This is a genomic window from Magnetospirillum gryphiswaldense MSR-1 v2, from assembly GCF_000513295.1.
In the GTDB taxonomy this organism is placed as follows: Bacteria; Pseudomonadota; Alphaproteobacteria; order Rhodospirillales; family Magnetospirillaceae; genus Magnetospirillum; species Magnetospirillum gryphiswaldense.
The window spans coordinates 3,084,023-3,099,823 of record NC_023065.1 but is presented as its reverse complement, the minus strand read 5'-3'; the positions used below and the strand labels follow the sequence as shown (position 1 = coordinate 3,099,823).

General features: G+C 64.7%; 17 protein-coding genes. 11 read left to right on the top strand and 6 right to left on the bottom strand.

Annotated features, from left to right (window positions below; genetic code table 11):
* Positions 1 to 99: 99 nt before the first annotated feature.
* From MGMSRV2_RS14835 to MGMSRV2_RS14795, 9 genes are all read left to right on the top strand, one after another.
* A complete protein-coding gene (locus MGMSRV2_RS14835; protein WP_024081171.1) occupies positions 100 to 495 on the top strand; it encodes a bacteriohemerythrin in 396 nt (131 codons plus the stop codon).
* Positions 496 to 595: 100 nt separating this feature from the next.
* The gene (locus MGMSRV2_RS14830) at positions 596 to 901 is read left to right on the top strand and encodes a YggT family protein (RefSeq protein WP_024081170.1); all 306 of its coding nucleotides are present in this window, start codon (positions 596 to 598) and stop codon (positions 899 to 901) included.
* Positions 898 to 1,221 carry a DUF167 family protein gene (locus MGMSRV2_RS14825; RefSeq protein ID WP_024081169.1) on the top strand — a complete coding sequence of 108 codons (324 nt, stop codon included), beginning with the start codon at positions 898 to 900 and terminating at the stop codon, positions 1,219 to 1,221. Before MGMSRV2_RS14830 ends, MGMSRV2_RS14825 begins: the two co-directional genes overlap by 4 nt.
* Entirely contained in the window at positions 1,218 to 2,117 is a 900-nt protein-coding gene (folD, locus tag MGMSRV2_RS14820; RefSeq protein ID WP_041634587.1) for a bifunctional methylenetetrahydrofolate dehydrogenase/methenyltetrahydrofolate cyclohydrolase FolD, read from the top strand. Before MGMSRV2_RS14825 ends, folD begins: the two co-directional genes overlap by 4 nt.
* A 23-nt stretch (positions 2,118 to 2,140) precedes the next feature.
* Positions 2,141 to 2,770, top strand: coding sequence for an NnrU family protein (locus MGMSRV2_RS14815; protein WP_024081167.1), 630 nt, complete (start codon positions 2,141 to 2,143; stop codon positions 2,768 to 2,770).
* Between the two features lie 30 nt (positions 2,771 to 2,800).
* On the top strand, positions 2,801 to 3,148 hold the full coding sequence (locus MGMSRV2_RS14810; RefSeq protein ID WP_024081166.1) for a DUF952 domain-containing protein: 348 nt from the start codon (positions 2,801 to 2,803) through the stop codon (positions 3,146 to 3,148).
* A gap of 1 nt (position 3,149) precedes the next feature.
* The gene (locus tag MGMSRV2_RS14805) at positions 3,150 to 4,220 is read left to right on the top strand and encodes a quinone-dependent dihydroorotate dehydrogenase (protein WP_024081165.1); all 1,071 of its coding nucleotides are present in this window, start codon (positions 3,150 to 3,152) and stop codon (positions 4,218 to 4,220) included.
* On the top strand, positions 4,217 to 5,086 hold the full coding sequence (locus MGMSRV2_RS14800) for a TIGR01459 family HAD-type hydrolase (protein WP_024081164.1): 870 nt from the start codon (positions 4,217 to 4,219) through the stop codon (positions 5,084 to 5,086). Before MGMSRV2_RS14805 ends, MGMSRV2_RS14800 begins: the two co-directional genes overlap by 4 nt.
* Positions 5,087 to 5,096: 10 nt before the next feature.
* Positions 5,097 to 6,116: an NAD(P)/FAD-dependent oxidoreductase gene (locus MGMSRV2_RS14795; RefSeq protein WP_024081163.1), complete on the top strand. Its 1,020-nt coding sequence runs from the start codon at positions 5,097 to 5,099 to the stop codon at positions 6,114 to 6,116.
* A gap of 192 nt (positions 6,117 to 6,308) precedes the next feature.
* Here the strand turns inward: MGMSRV2_RS14795 and MGMSRV2_RS14790 are convergent, their stop codons facing one another.
* On the bottom strand, positions 6,309 to 8,201 hold the full coding sequence (locus tag MGMSRV2_RS14790; protein WP_024081162.1) for a sigma-54-dependent Fis family transcriptional regulator: 1,893 nt from the start codon (positions 8,199 to 8,201) through the stop codon (positions 6,309 to 6,311).
* A gap of 253 nt (positions 8,202 to 8,454) precedes the next feature.
* On the opposite strand from MGMSRV2_RS14790, the gene adh reads away from it, so the two are divergent.
* Both adh and MGMSRV2_RS14780 read left to right on the top strand, forming a co-directional pair.
* Positions 8,455 to 9,975: an aldehyde dehydrogenase gene (gene adh, locus MGMSRV2_RS14785; RefSeq protein ID WP_024081161.1), complete on the top strand. Its 1,521-nt coding sequence runs from the start codon at positions 8,455 to 8,457 to the stop codon at positions 9,973 to 9,975.
* A 59-nt stretch (positions 9,976 to 10,034) separates the two neighbouring features.
* Positions 10,035 to 10,388 (top strand): DUF779 domain-containing protein, encoded by a 354-nt coding sequence (locus MGMSRV2_RS14780; protein WP_024081160.1) that lies wholly within the window; start codon positions 10,035 to 10,037, stop codon positions 10,386 to 10,388.
* An 82-nt stretch (positions 10,389 to 10,470) separates the two neighbouring features.
* Here the strand turns inward: MGMSRV2_RS14780 and MGMSRV2_RS14775 are convergent, their stop codons facing one another.
* The 5 genes from MGMSRV2_RS14775 to MGMSRV2_RS22460 form a co-directional block, all read right to left on the bottom strand.
* Positions 10,471 to 12,552 (bottom strand): flagellar hook-basal body complex protein, encoded by a 2,082-nt coding sequence (locus MGMSRV2_RS14775; protein ID WP_024081159.1) that lies wholly within the window; start codon positions 12,550 to 12,552, stop codon positions 10,471 to 10,473.
* Positions 12,553 to 12,582: 30 nt separating this feature from the next.
* Positions 12,583 to 13,263, bottom strand: a complete 681-nt coding sequence (locus MGMSRV2_RS14770; protein ID WP_024081158.1) for a flagellar hook assembly protein FlgD — start codon at positions 13,261 to 13,263, stop codon at positions 12,583 to 12,585.
* Positions 13,264 to 13,274: 11 nt separating this feature from the next.
* Positions 13,275 to 14,909, bottom strand: a complete 1,635-nt coding sequence (locus MGMSRV2_RS14765; RefSeq protein WP_024081157.1) for a flagellar hook-length control protein FliK — start codon at positions 14,907 to 14,909, stop codon at positions 13,275 to 13,277.
* Positions 14,910 to 15,069: 160 nt separating this feature from the next.
* Positions 15,070 to 15,375 (bottom strand): hypothetical protein, encoded by a 306-nt coding sequence (locus MGMSRV2_RS14760; RefSeq protein ID WP_024081156.1) that lies wholly within the window; start codon positions 15,373 to 15,375, stop codon positions 15,070 to 15,072.
* Positions 15,366 to 15,758, bottom strand: a complete 393-nt coding sequence (locus MGMSRV2_RS22460; protein WP_422612279.1) for a (deoxy)nucleoside triphosphate pyrophosphohydrolase — start codon at positions 15,756 to 15,758, stop codon at positions 15,366 to 15,368. The genes MGMSRV2_RS14760 and MGMSRV2_RS22460 overlap by 10 nt, the downstream gene beginning before the upstream one ends.
* Positions 15,759 to 15,801 lie beyond the last annotated feature (43 nt).

Sequence of the window (15,801 nt, the reverse complement as noted above, 5' to 3'; positions counted from 1 at the left end):
TTTGCAAATGGGTATTTTCTTGCCACCTATTTATGACGTATGCATTATATGTGCACTGCAACCGACACCGCCAGTCGCCGAACGGAAAGGGAAAAGGGAATGTCTGTTCTTGAGTGGCATGCCGGCTTGAACGTTGGTGTTGGTTTCATGGATGACGACCACGAGGTCGCCGCCGCCCAGATCAACGCCATGGCCGAAGCCGCGCTGCCCGCGCGCCTGGATGTGCTGCGCCAGTTCATCGACCATTGCCGCCATCACTTCGCCCGCGAAGAGGCGATGATGCAAAAGACCGGCTTTTTCGCCATGGGCTGTCACCAGGGCGAGCACGAACGGGTGCTGGCTGAACTGGGAACAGTGCTGGCCAGGCTGGAAGCCGGCGATGCCCAGGATGGTTATTTCACCAAATCACTGCCGGAATGGCTGATGATCCATCGCAACACCATGGATTTCGTCACCGCCCAATTCGCCCAGCAGGCGGGCTTCCAGGCGGCCTGACCACCGTGACGGCCAAGGGCGGCGACAACGCCGCCCTTGCGCCCACGCCCTGCTGTGGTTAGGTTTCCATCGAAACGCAAACCATCAAGGCCGGCGCCCCATGGACATCATCCTGGAACCTTTGTTGACGGTGATTTATTTCGCCCTCGAGTTCTATTGGTATGTGGTCCTGGCCACCGTCATCTTTTCGTGGCTGCTGGCGTTCGGCGTCATCAACACCTACAACCACGCGGTCCGCACCATCGGCGACGTGCTGGCACGGCTGACCGAGCCGGCGCTCAAGCCGCTGCGCCGCTGGCTGCCCGATGTGGGCGCCGTCGATCTGTCGCCCATCGCTTTGTGGCTGATCATCTTGTTCCTGCAAATGGTGGTGAAGAAACTGCTGTTGGCGGTTCAGGGCTTTTGAGCCAAGTCCCCTACAGCGTCACCGCCCAGGGCCTGCGTGTCTTTATCCGCCTGACCCCCAAAGGATCACGCAACAAGATCGACGGCCTGGCCGCCGAGGCTGATGGCGGAATGGTGCTGAAGGCGTCGGTAACGGCGGTGCCCGAGGACGGCAAGGCCAATGCCGCGCTGATCAAGATGCTGGCCAAGGAATGGCGGGTGGCGAAATCGGATTTCGAGATCGTCGCCGGCGCCACCGACCGCCGCAAGACCGTGTTGATATCCGGCGACGGGGCCGAAATGGCCGCCCGCCTTGACCAATGGATGGCGAAACGATCATGACCCAGGCCAAGCTTATCGACGGCAACGCCTTTTCCGCCAATCTGCGCGAGGAAATCACCGCCCGCGTGCATGAGATCCGCGATTTCCACCACGTCACCCCCGGTCTGGCGGTGGTACTGGTGGGCGAGGACCCGGCCAGCCAGGTCTATGTGCGCAACAAGAACAAGCGCGCCGCCGAATGCGGCATGAAGTCGTTCGAGCACGTGCTGCCGGCGGATACCAGCGAACACCACCTGCTCAACCTGATCGAGGGTCTGAACGATGACCCCGAGGTTCACGGCATCCTGGTGCAATTGCCACTGCCCAAGCACATCGACGCGCAAAAGGTGATCGAGACCATCCGCCCCGATAAGGACGTGGACGGCTTCCACCCGTGGAACGTCGGCATGCTGGCTTCGGGCGGCATCGGCATGATTCCGTGCACGCCATTGGGCTCGCTGATGATGCTGCGCGACCATCTGGGGCCGTTGACCGGGCTCAAGGCCATCGTCGTCGGGCGCTCTAATATCGTCGGCAAGCCCATGGCCCATCTGCTGATCCGCGAAAGCTGCACCGTGACCATCGCCCATTCGCAAACCCGCGACCTGCCCGCCGAAGTGCGTGCCGCCGACATCGTCGTCGCCGCCGTCGGTCGCCCCGAGATGATCCGGGGCGACTGGATCAAGCCCGGCGCCACGGTGATCGATGTCGGCATCAACCGCATCGGCCTGCCCGACGGCAAGTCCAAGCTGGTGGGCGACGTCAAGTTCGACGAGGCGGTCAAGGTGGCCGGGGCCATCACCCCGGTGCCCGGCGGTGTCGGCCCCATGACCATCGCCTGCCTGCTGCGCAACACCCTGACGGCGGCGGCGCGGCTGCACCGTCTGGACATCCCCGAGGCCAATCCCTGGAACTAGGGCTCGCCCATCTGGCCCTGGCGGTGCTGGTCTTCCTGGTCAGCCACCGCCTGACCAACCATCCCGGCTTACGCCGCCGGGCCGAGGCCCTTTTGGGCGGTGTCGCCGGTTTTTCCATCGCCTATTCCGTCCTGTCGCTGGCCTTGCTGGCGTGGATCATCGTCGCCTATCAGGCCGCCCCCACCGTTTTGCTGTGGGAACAGGCGCCGTGGATGCGTTGGGTGCCGCCCATCCTCATGCTGCCCGCCTGCCTGTTGCTGGCGGCGGGGATGACCAGTCCCAACCCGTTTTCCATCGGGCCGGGCAAGCGCGGGTATGATCCCGCCCATCCCGGCCTGCTGCGCCTGACCCGCCACCCCATCCTGTGGGGGCTGGCTTTGTGGGCCGGCGCCCATATGGTGCCCAATGGCGACGTGGCGGCATTGATGATCTTCGCCCCGCTGCTGCTGCTGGCTGTGCTCGGCCCGCGTCTGCTCGACGCCAAGCGTCGGCGGGTCTTGGCCGATTGGGACCGATTGTCAGCGTTGACGGCGAAACTTCATCCGGCCCTGCTGGTGGAAATGGGCTGGCTGCGGCCTTTGGCCGGATTGGCGCTCTATGCGCTGCTGCTCTGGCTGCATGCGCCGGTCATCGGGGCGTCGCCGTTGCCTTGAGGGGCATTTACCCCTAATGTCCGCACCATCATGACCGCTCTCATCTATCATATGTGCCGGGCCGAGGAATGGCAGGCCGCCCAGGCTTCCGGGCTTTATTCCGGCTCGTCCCAGGACGTGGCCGACGGTTTCATCCATTTTTCCACCGCTGAACAGGTGGTCGAAAGCGCCGCCAAGCACCGCGCCGGGCAAGCCGGCTTGCTGTTGCTCGCCGTCGAGGCGGTGGCCTTGGGCGATGCGCTCAAATGGGAGCCCTCGCGCGGCGGTCAGCTGTTTCCGCATCTTTATGGGCCGCTGCCGGTGGGCGCGGTCCGTTCGGCCCGAACGCTGCCTTTGGGCGCCGACGGCCTGCATCTTTTCCCTGCCTTCGAGGACTGACATGGCCGATCTTTATTCCCTGGTGGGGCCGCTGTTGCGCAAGCTCGACCCCGAACAGGCCCATGGCCTGACCATCCGCGCCTTGAAATCGGGGCTGGTGCCGGGGCGTCGTGCCGTCTCTCATGCCAGCCTGGAACAGACCCTGTGGGGGCTGCGTTTCCCCAATCCGGTCGGCCTTGCCGCCGGTTTCGACAAGAACGCCGAGGTGCCCGATGCCATGCTGGGTCAGGGCTTCGGCTTTGTCGAGATCGGCTCGGTGACGCCCCGGCCGCAGCCGGGCAACCCCAAGCCGCGCATGTTCCGGCTGACCGAGGATCTGGCGGTGATCAACCGCATGGGCTTCAACAATGAAGGCCTTGACGCGGTGGCGGCACGCCTGCAACAGCGTCCGCGCGTCGGCATCGTCGGCGCCAATCTGGGTAAGAACAAGGAGACCGAGGACGCCGCCTCCGATTACGAAAAAGGCGCGTCACGGCTGGCGGCCTATTGCGATTACATGGTCATCAACGTGTCGTCGCCCAACACGCCGGGCTTGCGCGCCTTGCAGGGCCGCGACCAGTTGGAGGGTTTGGTGGGGCGTACCCGCACCGCCCTTGATCTGGCCAGCGAGGGGGCCAAGCGCCCGCCGCTGTTGCTGAAGATCGCCCCCGATCTCAACGACGAGGATTTGGCCGACATCGCCGCCGTTTCCGTCGCCGGCAGCCTGGATGGGCTGATCGTCTCCAACACCACCATCGCCCGGCCCGACAGCTTGCAAAGCCCGCAGGCCAAGGAAACCGGCGGCCTGTCTGGTGCGCCCCTGTTGGCACCGTCCACCGCCGTGCTCTCCCGCATGTATGCGCTGACCGAAGGCAAGTTGCCGTTGGTCGGTGCCGGCGGCATCGCCTCTGCTGCCGACGCCTATGCCAAGATCAAGGCCGGGGCGTCGCTGGTGCAGGTTTATTCCGCCCTGGTCTATCAGGGCACCGGTCTGGTCGAGCGCATCAACAAGGGATTGATCGCATTGCTGGCGGCCGACGGCTTCACCTCCATCACCCAGGCCATCGGCGCTGACCACCGGGGGAAAGCATGAGCATACCGCTGATTTCCGGCCTGTCGGCTATCGCCGACCGGGCCGACGCCTTCATCCTGGATTTGTGGGGCGTGGTCCATGACGGGGTCGAGGCCTATGCCGGTGCCCGCGACACCCTGGTGGCTTTGCGGGCGGCGGGCAAGCAAAGCCTGCTGTTGTCCAATGCACCGCGCCGGGCCGAGGCCCTGGTCGAGCAATTGGCCCGCATGGGCATCGAGCGCGCACTTTATGATTATGTGCTGTCCTCGGGCGAGGCGGTGCATCTGGAACTTCAGGCCCGCACCGACCCGTTCTATGCGGGTTTGGGCCGCAATCTCTATCACATGGGGCCGGAACGCGACGTCAACGTGTTCGAAGGCCTGGATTACGTCGCCGTCGATCTGGCCCATGCCGATTTCATCCTCAACACCGGCCCCTGGGACGTGGAGGAAACGGTGGAGGATTACGTGCCGGCGATGAAGCAGGCGTTGCAACGCGGTCTGCCCATGGTCTGCGCCAACCCCGATCTGGTGGTCATGCGCCAGGGCCAGCCGGTGGTCTGTGCCGGCGCCCTGGCCGAACGCTATGCCGAGATGGGCGGAATCGTCTCCATGCGGGGTAAGCCCGATCCGGCCATCTATGTCCAGGCGCTGAAGATTTTGGGCCTGCCGGCCTCGCGGGTGATGGCCGTCGGCGACGCCCTGCACACCGATGTGCGCGGCGCCAATCAGGCCGGTCTGGCCGGGGCGGTGTTTGTCACCCAGGGCATTCATGCCAAGGATCTGGGCATCAAGCCCGGCGATAATCCGACCCAGGATCGCTTGGACCACTTCGTCGCGGCCCATGGCGATGTGCCCGCCGCCGCCATTCGCACGTTTATCTGGTAGGGGAAAGACCATGAAGCACGAAACCGACGTTGTCGTCGTTGGCGCCGGCCCCGCCGGCCTGTTCGCGGTGTTTCAATGCGGCATGGTGCGGCTGAAATGCCATGTGGTCGACGCGCTCGACGCCGTCGGCGGCCAATGCGCGGCGCTTTACCCGGAAAAGCCCATCTATGACGTACCGGCCCAGCCCAGCATCCTCGCCGCCGATCTGATCGACCAGTTGCAGGCCCAGGCGGCGCCGTTCAACCCCACCTATCATCTGGGCCGGCAGATGACCGGCCTGGATAAGGCGGAGAACGGCTGGCGGTGCAGCTTGTCCGATGGCACCGAGATCATGGCCAAGGTTGTGATCGTCGCCGCCGGCAGCGGCGCTTTCGGCCCCAACCGCCCGCCCCTGGACGGCTTGCAGGTCTATGAGGGCCAGGGCCAGGGAAGGGGCGTCAATTACTTCGTCACCCGGCGCGAGGATTTTCGCGGCAAGAAGGTGGTGATCGCCGGCGGCGGCGATTCCGCTGTCGATTGGGCCATTTCGCTGTCGGAACTGGCGGCCAGCGTCCAGGTGGTGCACCGCCGCCCCAAGTTCCGCGCCGCCCCCGAATCGGAGGCCAAGCTGAAGGCGCTGTCGGAATCGGGTAAGATCGAGCTGGTGGTGCCCTATCAACTGCACGGCCTGGGCGGTGCCAATGGTCAGTTGCACAGTGTCATCGTCGCCACCTTGGACGGCCAGACCCGCACCTTGGCCGCCGACGTGCTGCTGCCGTTCTTCGGTCTGGCGACCGAGCTTGGCCCCATCGCCCAATGGGGGCTGGCCATGGACAAGAACGTCATCAGCGTCGATCCGGCCAGCATGCAGACCAGCGTCCCCGGTATCTTCGCCGCCGGCGACATCTGCACCTATCCGGGTAAGCTGAAGCTGATCCTGTCCGGTTTCGCCGAAGCGGCGCGTGCCGCCCACTCGGCTTATGAAGCCGCCCATCCGGGCGAGGCGCTGCATTTCGAGCATTCCACCAGCATGGGTGCACCGGGCAAATAGGGTTGATTGTGCACGGCCTTATGGCAGGGTCGGCGGACACATCCAGCAGTAACGCGGATAGGCACGGATAAACGCGGATTTTTAATTTTATCCGCGCCCATCCGTGCCGCCCGCGCAAGCGGGCAATCCGTGTTCATCCGTGTTGCGGCAGGTTTTATCCATACCCACGGCCGTGGGGCTGCGCAGTTCCCCCTACCCCCGCAGCCGTCGGTACAAGGTGTTGCGGCTGATGCCCAGGCGCTTGGCCGCTTGCGACATGTTGCCGCCGCAGGCCTGCACCGTCTGTTCCATCAGGCTGTCGGACAGGGCGCGCAGATCGCCGGTGAGAGTATCGGCGGCAATCGGTTTCTGCCCCAGATCCTCGATCAGGTCGTCGGGCAGATGACGCCAGCGGATGCGGGTTTCCCCCGGCTCCAGCAGGGCGCAGGCGGTGCGCAGCACATTGGCGAGCTGGCGGATATTGCCGGGCCAGCCATGGGCAGCGAAGGCCGCAGCCACCTGATCGGACAAGGCCAAGCCACCGCCCGGTTCGATCTGGTCCAGCAAGCGCGCCGCCAGGGTCAACAGGTCCGAGCGGTGGCGCAACGGCGGCAAGCTCAGGGTCAGGCCGTTCAGGCGATAATACAGATCGGCGCGGAAACGGCCCTGATTCATGGCCTGTTTCAACGGCTGATGGGTGGCGGCGATCAGGGCGAAATCCACACTGACCGGCTTGGCTCCGCCCAACGGCACCACCTGACGGTCCTGCAACACCCTGAGCAAGCGGCTTTGCAGGCTGGCCGGCATGTCGCCGATTTCATCCAGGAACAGCGTGCCGCCCTGAGCCTGACGGATACGGCCCGGACATCCTTCCTTGCTGGCGCCGGTAAAGGCGCCGGGGGCATAGCCGAACAATTCCGCCTCGATCAGATGTTCGGGCAGGGCGGCGCAATTGACGGCGACGAAGGGCGCCTTGGCCCGGGGGCCGCAGGCATGCACCGCCTGGGCGAAAACTTCCTTGCCCACTCCGGATTCGCCCAGCAGCAGCAAGGGGATGGCCTTGCCCGCCACCTTGCGGGCCCGCGCGATCGCCAGGGCCATGGTTTCGTCACCGCTGTCCAGGGCCGACAGGGCATCACGGCGGGGGCTGGCGGACATGGCGGTGCTGCTGTGCCGTCTGGGCGGCGGCTCGACCCGCAGGAACAAGCGCTGGCCGCCTTGGGCGTCGGCCAGCAAGGGCGCGCCGGGATGGGTATGGCCCCACTCCAGCAGCCGATCCAGATCCACATGCAGGCGCTGCCCCAAGCGCACCTGCCCCAACTGGTCGTGACGCAAGTTCAGCAAGACGGTGGCGGCGCGGTTGGCGCCGATGATGCGGCCATCGCTGCCGATGGCCAGCAAACCTTCGGCCAAAGTGCCGATGCCGTCGGGCTGGGGATGCAGACGCAGACGCAAGGCGGCTTCGTGCCGGGCCTCGAACAGGCGGTTCTCGATCATGTGGGCGGCGGCGCTGACCAGACCGGCCGTATGCGGATGGCGTGAACGGCGGTGGCCGGAAATGTCCAGAACCCCCAGCAACTGACCGTCGGGTCCGGCGACCGGGGCGGCGGCGCAGGTGAGAAAGCCGTTGTGATCAAGGAAGTGTTCGCCGCCATGAACGCTGACCGCCGCCGCCTCGGCCAAGGCGGTACCGATGGCGTTGGTGCCGCGATGGCTTTCATGCCACGAAGCGCCGGGCCTCAGCGCCACCCGCTCGGCCCGGTTGAGGAAATCGGCATCGCCCAGGGTTTCCAGCAGCACGCCGTGTTCGTCGGCCAGGATGACCATGGAACCGGAGCCACGGGTCTGGGCATGCAGATATTCCATCACCGGGCGCGCCCGTGTCACCAGTTCGCGCCGACGTTCCACCGCCTGCGACAATTGTGGCGCCGACAGATGCGGGGTTTCGTCGCCGCGCCACGGCGTCAGCCCGGCGCCCAGGCTGCGTTGCCACGATTGGGCGACCAGCGGGTTGACCAGACCCACCGGCGGCATCTGTCCGCATTCCAGCAGATGGCGGGCATGGCGCAGGGCCTGCCCGGGGGCGTGCCCCTTGGCGATCTCCATCTCGCGTTCTCCCTGACGGCGCGGCTTTGGCGCCGCTGCCTTTATGGGGCAAGTGTCGAAGAGGGCCGGGGGCGAAAGCAAGCAAAACCTGGGTGTGCGCCGCAACTGTCCCGTTTTGACACACTGTCCCCGGATGGCACAGGATGCGGGGGTAGTAAGGCGTTGAAATTAAATGATTTACCCTTGGCACACGCTGTGCGGAGAAAAGGCCGATCCCGCAGCAAGCGGGACAAACCATCCTGGGAGGATTTCCATGCTCTATGCCGCGCCCGGCACCGCCGAAGCCCCGGTTCAGTTCAAGCCCCGCTACGACAATTTCATCGGCGGCAAGTGGGTCGCCCCGGTCAAGGGCGAGTATTTCGACAACGTCACCCCGATCACCGGCAAGGTGTTCTGCCAGGCGGCGCGGTCCACCGCCGAGGATATCGAGCTGGCGCTTGATGCCGCCCATGCCGCCGCGCCCAAATGGGGCCATACCAGCGTCGCCGAGCGTGCCTTGGTGATGAACCGCATCGCCGATTGCATGCAAGCCAATCTGGAAAAGCTGGCCTATGCCGAAAGCGTCGATAATGGCAAGCCCATCCGCGAGACCCTGGCCGCCGACATGCCGCTGGCCATCGACCATTTCCGCTATTTCGCCAGTTGCATCCGTGCCCAGGAAGGCAGTCTGGCCGAGCTGGATGCCGACACGGTGGCCTATCACCTGCACGAACCCTTGGGCGTGGTTGGACAGATCATCCCGTGGAACTTCCCCATCCTGATGGCGGTATGGAAGCTGGCCCCGGCTATCGCCGCGGGCAATTGCGTGGTGCTGAAACCGGCGGAGCAGACCCCTGTCGGCATCATGGTGCTGATGGAACTGATCGCCGATATCCTGCCGCCCGGCGTCATCAACGTGGTCAACGGCTTCGGCGTCGAGGCCGGCAAGCCGCTGGCGTCGTCGCCCCGCATCGCCAAGATCGCCTTCACCGGCGAGACCACCACCGGTCGGCTGATCATGCAATATGCCAGTCAGAACCTGATCCCGGTCACCTTGGAACTGGGCGGCAAGTCGCCCAACATCTTCTTCCCCGACGTCGCCGCCGCCGATGACGATTTCTTCGACAAGGCCATCGAGGGCTTCGTCATGTTCGCGCTCAATCAGGGCGAGGTGTGCACCTGCCCGTCGCGGGCCTTGATCCATGAAAGCCTGTACGACCGTTTCATGGACCGTGCGCTCGCCCGCGTCGGCGCCATCAAGCAGGGTAACCCGCTCGATACCAGCACCATGATCGGCGCCCAGGCGTCGTCGGAACAGTTGGAAAAGATCCTGTCCTACATGGCCATTGGCAAGGAAGAGGGGGCCACCGTACTGGCCGGCGGCGGCGCTGCCGATCTGGGCGGCGAGCTTTCCGGCGGCTATTACGTCAGGCCCACCGTGTTTAAGGGCCATAACCGCATGCGCATCTTCCAGGAGGAAATCTTCGGCCCCGTGGTGGCGGTGACCACCTTCAAGGACGATGACGAGGCCCTGCATCTGGCCAACGACACCTTGTACGGCCTGGGCTCGGGCATCTGGACCCGCGACGGCAACCGCGCCTATCGCTTCGGCCGCGGCATCAAGGCCGGGCGGGTGTGGACCAATTGCTATCACCTGTACCCGGCCCACGCCGCCTTTGGCGGCTACAAGCAATCGGGTATCGGGCGCGAAACCCACGCCATGATGCTGGACCATTACCAGCAGACCAAGAACCTGCTGGTCAGTTACAGCCCCAAGGCCCTGGGCTTCTTCTGATCTCCCCCTGCAGCCCCGGAGCCATCGGTTCCGGGGCTTTTTTCACGGAAGGGCCGGCCATGGTCGAACGGGTGATCGCCACTGATGCGGCGCTGGCGTTGATCGCGCGGTTGAAGGTCAAGCATGGGGATTTGATGTTCCACCAATCGGGTGGCTGCTGCGACGGCAGCGCCCCCATGTGTTATGCCCTGGGCGAGTTCCTGGTCGGCGATGCGGATGTGTTGCTGGGGCATGTGGGCGGTTGCCCGTTCTATATGGGCCGCGCCCAGTTCAAGTATTGGCGCCATACCCAGCTGATCATCGACGTGGTGCCGGGACGCGGCGGCATGTTCTCGCTGGAGGGGCCGGAAGGCCTGCGTTTCCTCACCCGGTCGCGGGTGTTCAGCGACGCCGAGGCGGCGGAACTGGGTTAAGCCCGCGCGGCGGTCCGCGTATAACCAAAAAAAACCGGCCCCCATAACGGGGACCGGTTGTCCAGTTTGCGCGGTAAAAGGTTTAACGCTTGATGCGGACCAGTTCGTCCAGCATTTCGTCGGCGGTGGTGATGATCTTGGCCGCCGCCGAGTAAGCGCGCTGGGTGACGATCATGGTGGTGAATTCCTCACCGATATCCACGGTCGAGGCTTCCAGCGACGAAGCGTTGATCTGGCCGGCACCGGCCGAACCGGCGCCACGCAAGGTCGGCTCGCCCGAGAAGTCGGTACCGATGAAGACGTTGCCCGACAGGCTTTGCATGCCGTTGGGGTTGACGAAGGTGGCCACCGGGATTTGGAACACCGCGCGGGTGACGCCGTTGTCGAACAGCGCGGTGACGATGCCGTCGGAACCGATGGAGACGCCGGCGAAATTGCCGAACTTGGCGCCGTTCTGGTTCCAGTAGCCCAACTGATAATCGCCGTCCAACTGGCTCATGCCGTCGCGGATGTCCAGATTGCCCAGGAAAAAGCCGATGGAATCGGTGCCCGACATGTCGTTGGAGCCGTTGGCCCAATCCACGTCGATGAAGGCGACGTTGATTTCCTTGGGCGTGCCGTCGCCGTTGAATTCGATGGCATCTTCGCTGGTGTTGCCGGTGATGTTGATGGCGGCGACGGTGAAGCCGTTGGTATCACTGGGGTCTTGGCCCTGCAAGGTGGCCGAGTTGCCGTCGGCCAGATCCAGGCTGTTCAGGCCGGCGACGGTGATGGCGTCGACGCCGTCACGTTGGCGGAAGATCAGCGAGTCGGTGCCGGCCAAGCGCTCGGCATAGACGATGCCGTCGGTGGTCTTGCTGGTCAGCGCCGTGGCGCTGTTGCCATCCCGCCAACTGGCCGTCGCCATGGCGCCGGTTCCGGCGACGTCGAAGGTCATGGCGCTTTCGCTGTAGATATGCAGCTTGCCATTGGTGCCGTTGGCGAAAGCCTTCAACCCCAGGGCCGAGAACGTGGTGCTGGCGTTCAGGGCGGCGGCGGCGGCGCTGGCGCTGGCGGTACCCTGGACCAGGGTGCTGAGGTTGGTGGTGGTACCATTGATGGTCACCGAGAAGGTGTCGGCAGCGCCGACCGCACCGGGGATGGAAACCGCCAGGGAATTGTATTCCAGATTGAAGGCACGCTTCATTTCACCGGCCAGGGCATCGACGAAGGCGCCGGTATTGGCGGTCGAACCGGGATCGGCGTAGAAGGTGCCGGCGGTGGCGCCCGAGGTGCCGGAGGTGGTGTTGAAGGTATAGGTGGTGCCGTTGATGGCGGTGGTCAGCGCGCCGGTAGTCTTGGGTTCACCCAGGAAATCCAGGCGGCCCATGGCCGAATAGACGGTGCTGCTGTCCTTCTTCAGGCTCATGCTCTTGGCGCCCACCGGCGGCACGCCTTCCAGATCCCAGCGGTTCTGGGCCACCTTGGACCAGCTGAACTGCACGGTGGCGTCGCCACCCAAGCTGTCATAGATGGTCACCGGCTGCTTGAAGATGTCGCCCACGTCGGAATTGTTGGGCAGGTTGGCGCCCATGCGCAGGTTGCGGGTCTGCGACGCGGTGCCGCCCACTTCGTTCATGTTGAGCGGGCGCAGGTGATCGGCCGACACCACGTTGTCGTTGATGTAGACGGTGTTGCCGGTGTCGTCCTTGTAGGCCTTCATGAAGACGTTGTTGCCGACGGTGACCTGGGACGCCTGTTGCGAGTTGTCCCAGCTCATCAGCGGCCAGCCCTGCATGTACCAGCCCGAGACGTTTTGCAGATAACCTTCCGAGTCGACCTTGAACGAGCCGGCACGGGTATAGGCGAACATGTCGCCGTTTTCCGGGCGGGCGGCTTCGTTGACGATGAAGAAGCCCTGGCCCGACATGCCGATATCGGTGGACGAGTTGGTGGCCTGCAACAGACCCTGGACGTCGACGCCCTGGCGCGGCTTGGATTGCACGCCACCGGGGGAATAGGCGGTGATCGAGGTCTGCTTGGTCACCAGCGTCTGGAAGTTCACCCTGGCGCCTTTATAGCCGACGGTGTTGACGTTGGAGATGTTGTCCGAGATGGCACCCATGGCCGACGATTGAGACGCCAGACCGGAAACGCCAGAGAAGAGAGCGCCGTATAAGCTCATGATGTCCTCCTAAAAACTTCCGGTTCCGGCTCAGTTGGCCGCGGCGGTGGCTGTGGTTTTTTCACGAACGGTCAAGATGTCTTCAACCTTGGACACGACCTTGCCCATGGCGATCAGGGTCTCGGTCGAGTCGGACGCCACGTCGGTCACCCGACCGTAGACGGTGGTGCCCACTTCCATGGTCTCGCCCTCGGCATTGGTGGCGTTGATCTCGATCTTGTAGGCGCCGTCTTCGACCACCTTACCGGTGGTGTCACGGCCATCCCAGGCCATCTCGGTGCGTCCGGCGGCGGTCTTGGCCGTCAGGTTGGCGATCAGCTTGCCCGAGGTGTCCTTGATGGCGACGGTGATCGAGCGGGCGTCTTCCGGCAGGGTGTAGCTGAAGGCGGCCTTGCCGTCTTGCAGCGGCACCGCCGACGCGGCGACCTCGATGGTGTGGCCGATATAGGCGATGGCCTGGGCCTTGGTGTTGGTCTGCGTCACCGAGATCAGATTCTCCAGGTTCTTGTTGGAGGCGATCTGCTGTTCCACCGCCGAGAACTGCACCAACTGGTTGGTGAATTCGGTGGAATCCATGGGCGACAGCGGGTCTTGGTTTTTCAGCTGAACGGTCAGCATGGTCAGGAAGGTGTCGAAATTCTCGGCTAGGCGGGTGCCGCTGTTGGCCGCGTTATTGGACGCCCCGGTGCTTTCGATGCCGGTGATGGACATGATCTTGTTCCTTACACCTGGATGTCCACGCCCGAGCGACCGCCGGCGAAGCGTGCCTGGGCTTGGGCGGCGGCGCCGCTTTGGGTTGCGTCAAGACCGCCGGCGGCGGCCAGGGCGGCACGGCGCGAACGCCGCGAGGTGTTCTGGTCCTGGGCGGCCTGCTGCTGGCCTTCGCCGCGCAGGTTGAAGGTCAGCGAGCCGGCATCGGTCTTGAAACCGGCATCCGACAAAGCCTTTTCCAAGGTGCGCGAGTCGTTCTTCAGCATGGCCAGGGTGTCCTTGTTGTCGGCGGTAACCACGCCCGATACCGAACCGTCCTTGGCCACGTCCAGCTTGACCTCGATCGAGCCCAGCTCGACCGGCTTCAACTGCACCTTGATGGTGTCGCCATTGGCGCCTGCCTTGGCGATCTGGACCTTGACCTGATCCATCACTTCCTTGGCCTGGGGCATTTGCTGCGGGCGCGGCGCCTGGGCGGCCTGGGCCTGGGCAGTCTTCGCCGCCGCCTGGGTGCCGCTGGCGCCGTTGAGGCCCGCGACCGCCTGGGTCTGGTTGCCACCGTTGCCCGCCGCTTGCGGCTGGCTGGCGGTTTCCGCCTGGGCGGCGGCCAGGGCAGCGACCATGGGGCGGATTTCGGCGGCCTTGTTCAGCAGGGTCGGATCCTGGCCGGCAGCGCCGGCATTCTGGGCGGTCTGGCCGCCATTGGCCTGGGGCTGGCTGCCGGTCTGACCGCCATTGCCCTGACCCGGCAGCGGCACTTCGATGCCGTCCACGTCCTGGGTCAACAGCACTTCAGCGGTACCCACGGTCGGCTGCACCGGGCGGGTGGCTTCCGACACCTTGACCTGCACGTTTACCTGGGCGCCGGTATCGTCGAGGCTGGCGGCCAGGGCATCGGCCTGGGCCTGGGCGGCGGCGTTCTTGTCGCCGTGCTGCTGGGCGCTCTTGGCCTTGGCGGCATTCTGTCCGGCGGCGGCGGCATTGACGTCAACGGTCTCGACCTCGCCATCGGCGTTCTGGGCGCCGGCATTTTGCGGGTCGGTCTGGTTCTGCGCCGCCTTGTTGCTGTCATCGGCAATTTTTTCCCCACCATTCTGCTCGACCACCTGGGGGCCACCGGCTTCGGTGGTGGTGTCGGCGACCTGGGTGGTTTGCGGCTGGACCGGGGCGGCGATGACGACCGCTTCGGTCTGGGAGCCGGCATTGGCGTCGGTGGTCACCTGCGGCTGGGTTTCCTCGGCCACGGTTTCGGTGGTGGCTTCAGCCTTGGGTTGCGCCTGCTGGTCGCTGTCGTCCTGGGGGGCGGCGTCACTGGAATCGGTGACCGTCTTGGTCTCGGATTCGTCGGCCTTGACCTCGGTCCGGGTGTTGTCGACCTTGTCGGAACGCTCGGTTTCCTTGGCTTCCGTCCGCTTGGGCTTGTCGACGGCCTTGGCCTGGGGGCGGCTTTCGTCGGTCTGCCGATCGAACACCTTCTTCAACGCCTTTTCCGCCGCGGGCACGCCGGCGGCGCCGGCGCTGACCTGCGAACCGGCCTTGCTCAGGACGGCGAGAAATTCGTCGGTGGCGGACGAGGCGGACTTGCCATTCGACGCCGACATGTTCGTCTGCTCGAAAATCCGCTGATTGATGGAATAGACCGTCATGATCCGGTTCCCCGTAGTAAAGCCAAATGCCGCGTTCTTCTTTGCAGGCACCGTGCCAAACAACAGAAACCATAAAAATCAATGTGTTATGGTATTTTGAGAGGGGTGGGGGCGTCGGAGTGGGGCAGATTCTGCCGGGCGTTCGGGAAAAGCCTGCCGGTCAGTGGCGGGAATCGCCGTTTTCGTCGTCACGTCCCAGGCTCATGATGCCGACGCCCATGCCGACGCTGCCGAAGGTGACGAACAGGCCGAAGAAGAACAAGGCGATGACGGTGACGGTGTGGTTGGACTCGCGCGCCATGGTCCAGATATTGCCCATGTTGGTGGCCAGGACCATGATGCCGAAGGTGGCCCCCGCCGCCAACCCATAGAACAGATGGGTGGCCAGGAAGGTCAGGGCTTCTTTTTCCTTGCGATGCAGGGTCATGGCGGCCTCGAACAGCAGGACCAGCCTGATTATAGCCATTCCCGCAGCAAAGCCACCAGGGGGATGTCGGCGGGCGGCATGGGCAGTGCTGCCAAGCCCGAGGCGCGGACCCATTTCAGCATCTGGCCTTCGCGCGCCTGCGGCTCGCCCCGCCACTGGCGGATGGCGTAAAGCGGCATCAACAAATGGAAGGTATCGTAATCGTGGCTGGCGAAAGCCATGGCGGCCAGGCAGCTTTCGCCCACGTCGATGCCCAGTTCCTCGGCCAGTTCGCGCACCAGGGCCATTTCCGGTGTTTCACCCGCCTGGACCTTGCCGCCGGGAAACTCCCACAGACCCGACATGCTTTTGCCCGGCGGACGGCTGGCCATCAACACCCGGCCATCGGCGTCGATCAGCGCCGCCGCCGCCACCAGCAGCATGGGGCGGGCGGCGTGATGGGTGCGCCAATCCTGGGCCGTCAGT

What these genes read in the sequence shown, in the direction of transcription:
- MGMSRV2_RS14835 (WP_024081171.1), top strand. Translation starts at nt 100, where the DNA reads ATGTCTGTTCTTGAGTGGCATGCCGGCTTGAACGTTGGTGTTGGTTTC.
- MGMSRV2_RS14830 (WP_024081170.1), top strand. Translation starts at nt 596, where the DNA reads ATGGACATCATCCTGGAACCTTTGTTGACGGTGATTTATTTCGCCCTC.
- folD (WP_041634587.1), top strand. Translation starts at nt 1,218, where the DNA reads ATGACCCAGGCCAAGCTTATCGACGGCAACGCCTTTTCCGCCAATCTG.
- MGMSRV2_RS14810 (WP_024081166.1), top strand. Translation starts at nt 2,801, where the DNA reads ATGACCGCTCTCATCTATCATATGTGCCGGGCCGAGGAATGGCAGGCC.
- MGMSRV2_RS14805 (WP_024081165.1), top strand. Translation starts at nt 3,150, where the DNA reads ATGGCCGATCTTTATTCCCTGGTGGGGCCGCTGTTGCGCAAGCTCGAC.
- MGMSRV2_RS14800 (WP_024081164.1), top strand. Translation starts at nt 4,217, where the DNA reads ATGAGCATACCGCTGATTTCCGGCCTGTCGGCTATCGCCGACCGGGCC.
- MGMSRV2_RS14795 (WP_024081163.1), top strand. Translation starts at nt 5,097, where the DNA reads ATGAAGCACGAAACCGACGTTGTCGTCGTTGGCGCCGGCCCCGCCGGC.
- MGMSRV2_RS14790 (WP_024081162.1), bottom strand. Translation starts at nt 8,201, where the DNA reads ATGGAGATCGCCAAGGGGCACGCCCCCGGGCAGGCCCTGCGCCATGCC.
- adh (WP_024081161.1), top strand. Translation starts at nt 8,455, where the DNA reads ATGCTCTATGCCGCGCCCGGCACCGCCGAAGCCCCGGTTCAGTTCAAG.
- MGMSRV2_RS14780 (WP_024081160.1), top strand. Translation starts at nt 10,035, where the DNA reads ATGGTCGAACGGGTGATCGCCACTGATGCGGCGCTGGCGTTGATCGCG.
- MGMSRV2_RS14775 (WP_024081159.1), bottom strand. Translation starts at nt 12,552, where the DNA reads ATGAGCTTATACGGCGCTCTCTTCTCTGGCGTTTCCGGTCTGGCGTCT.
- MGMSRV2_RS14770 (WP_024081158.1), bottom strand. Translation starts at nt 13,263, where the DNA reads ATGTCCATCACCGGCATCGAAAGCACCGGGGCGTCCAATAACGCGGCC.
- MGMSRV2_RS14765 (WP_024081157.1), bottom strand. Translation starts at nt 14,909, where the DNA reads ATGACGGTCTATTCCATCAATCAGCGGATTTTCGAGCAGACGAACATG.
- MGMSRV2_RS14760 (WP_024081156.1), bottom strand. Translation starts at nt 15,375, where the DNA reads ATGGCTATAATCAGGCTGGTCCTGCTGTTCGAGGCCGCCATGACCCTG.
- MGMSRV2_RS22460 (WP_422612279.1), bottom strand. Translation starts at nt 15,758, where the DNA reads ATGCTGCTGGTGGCGGCGGCGGCGCTGATCGACGCCGATGGCCGGGTG.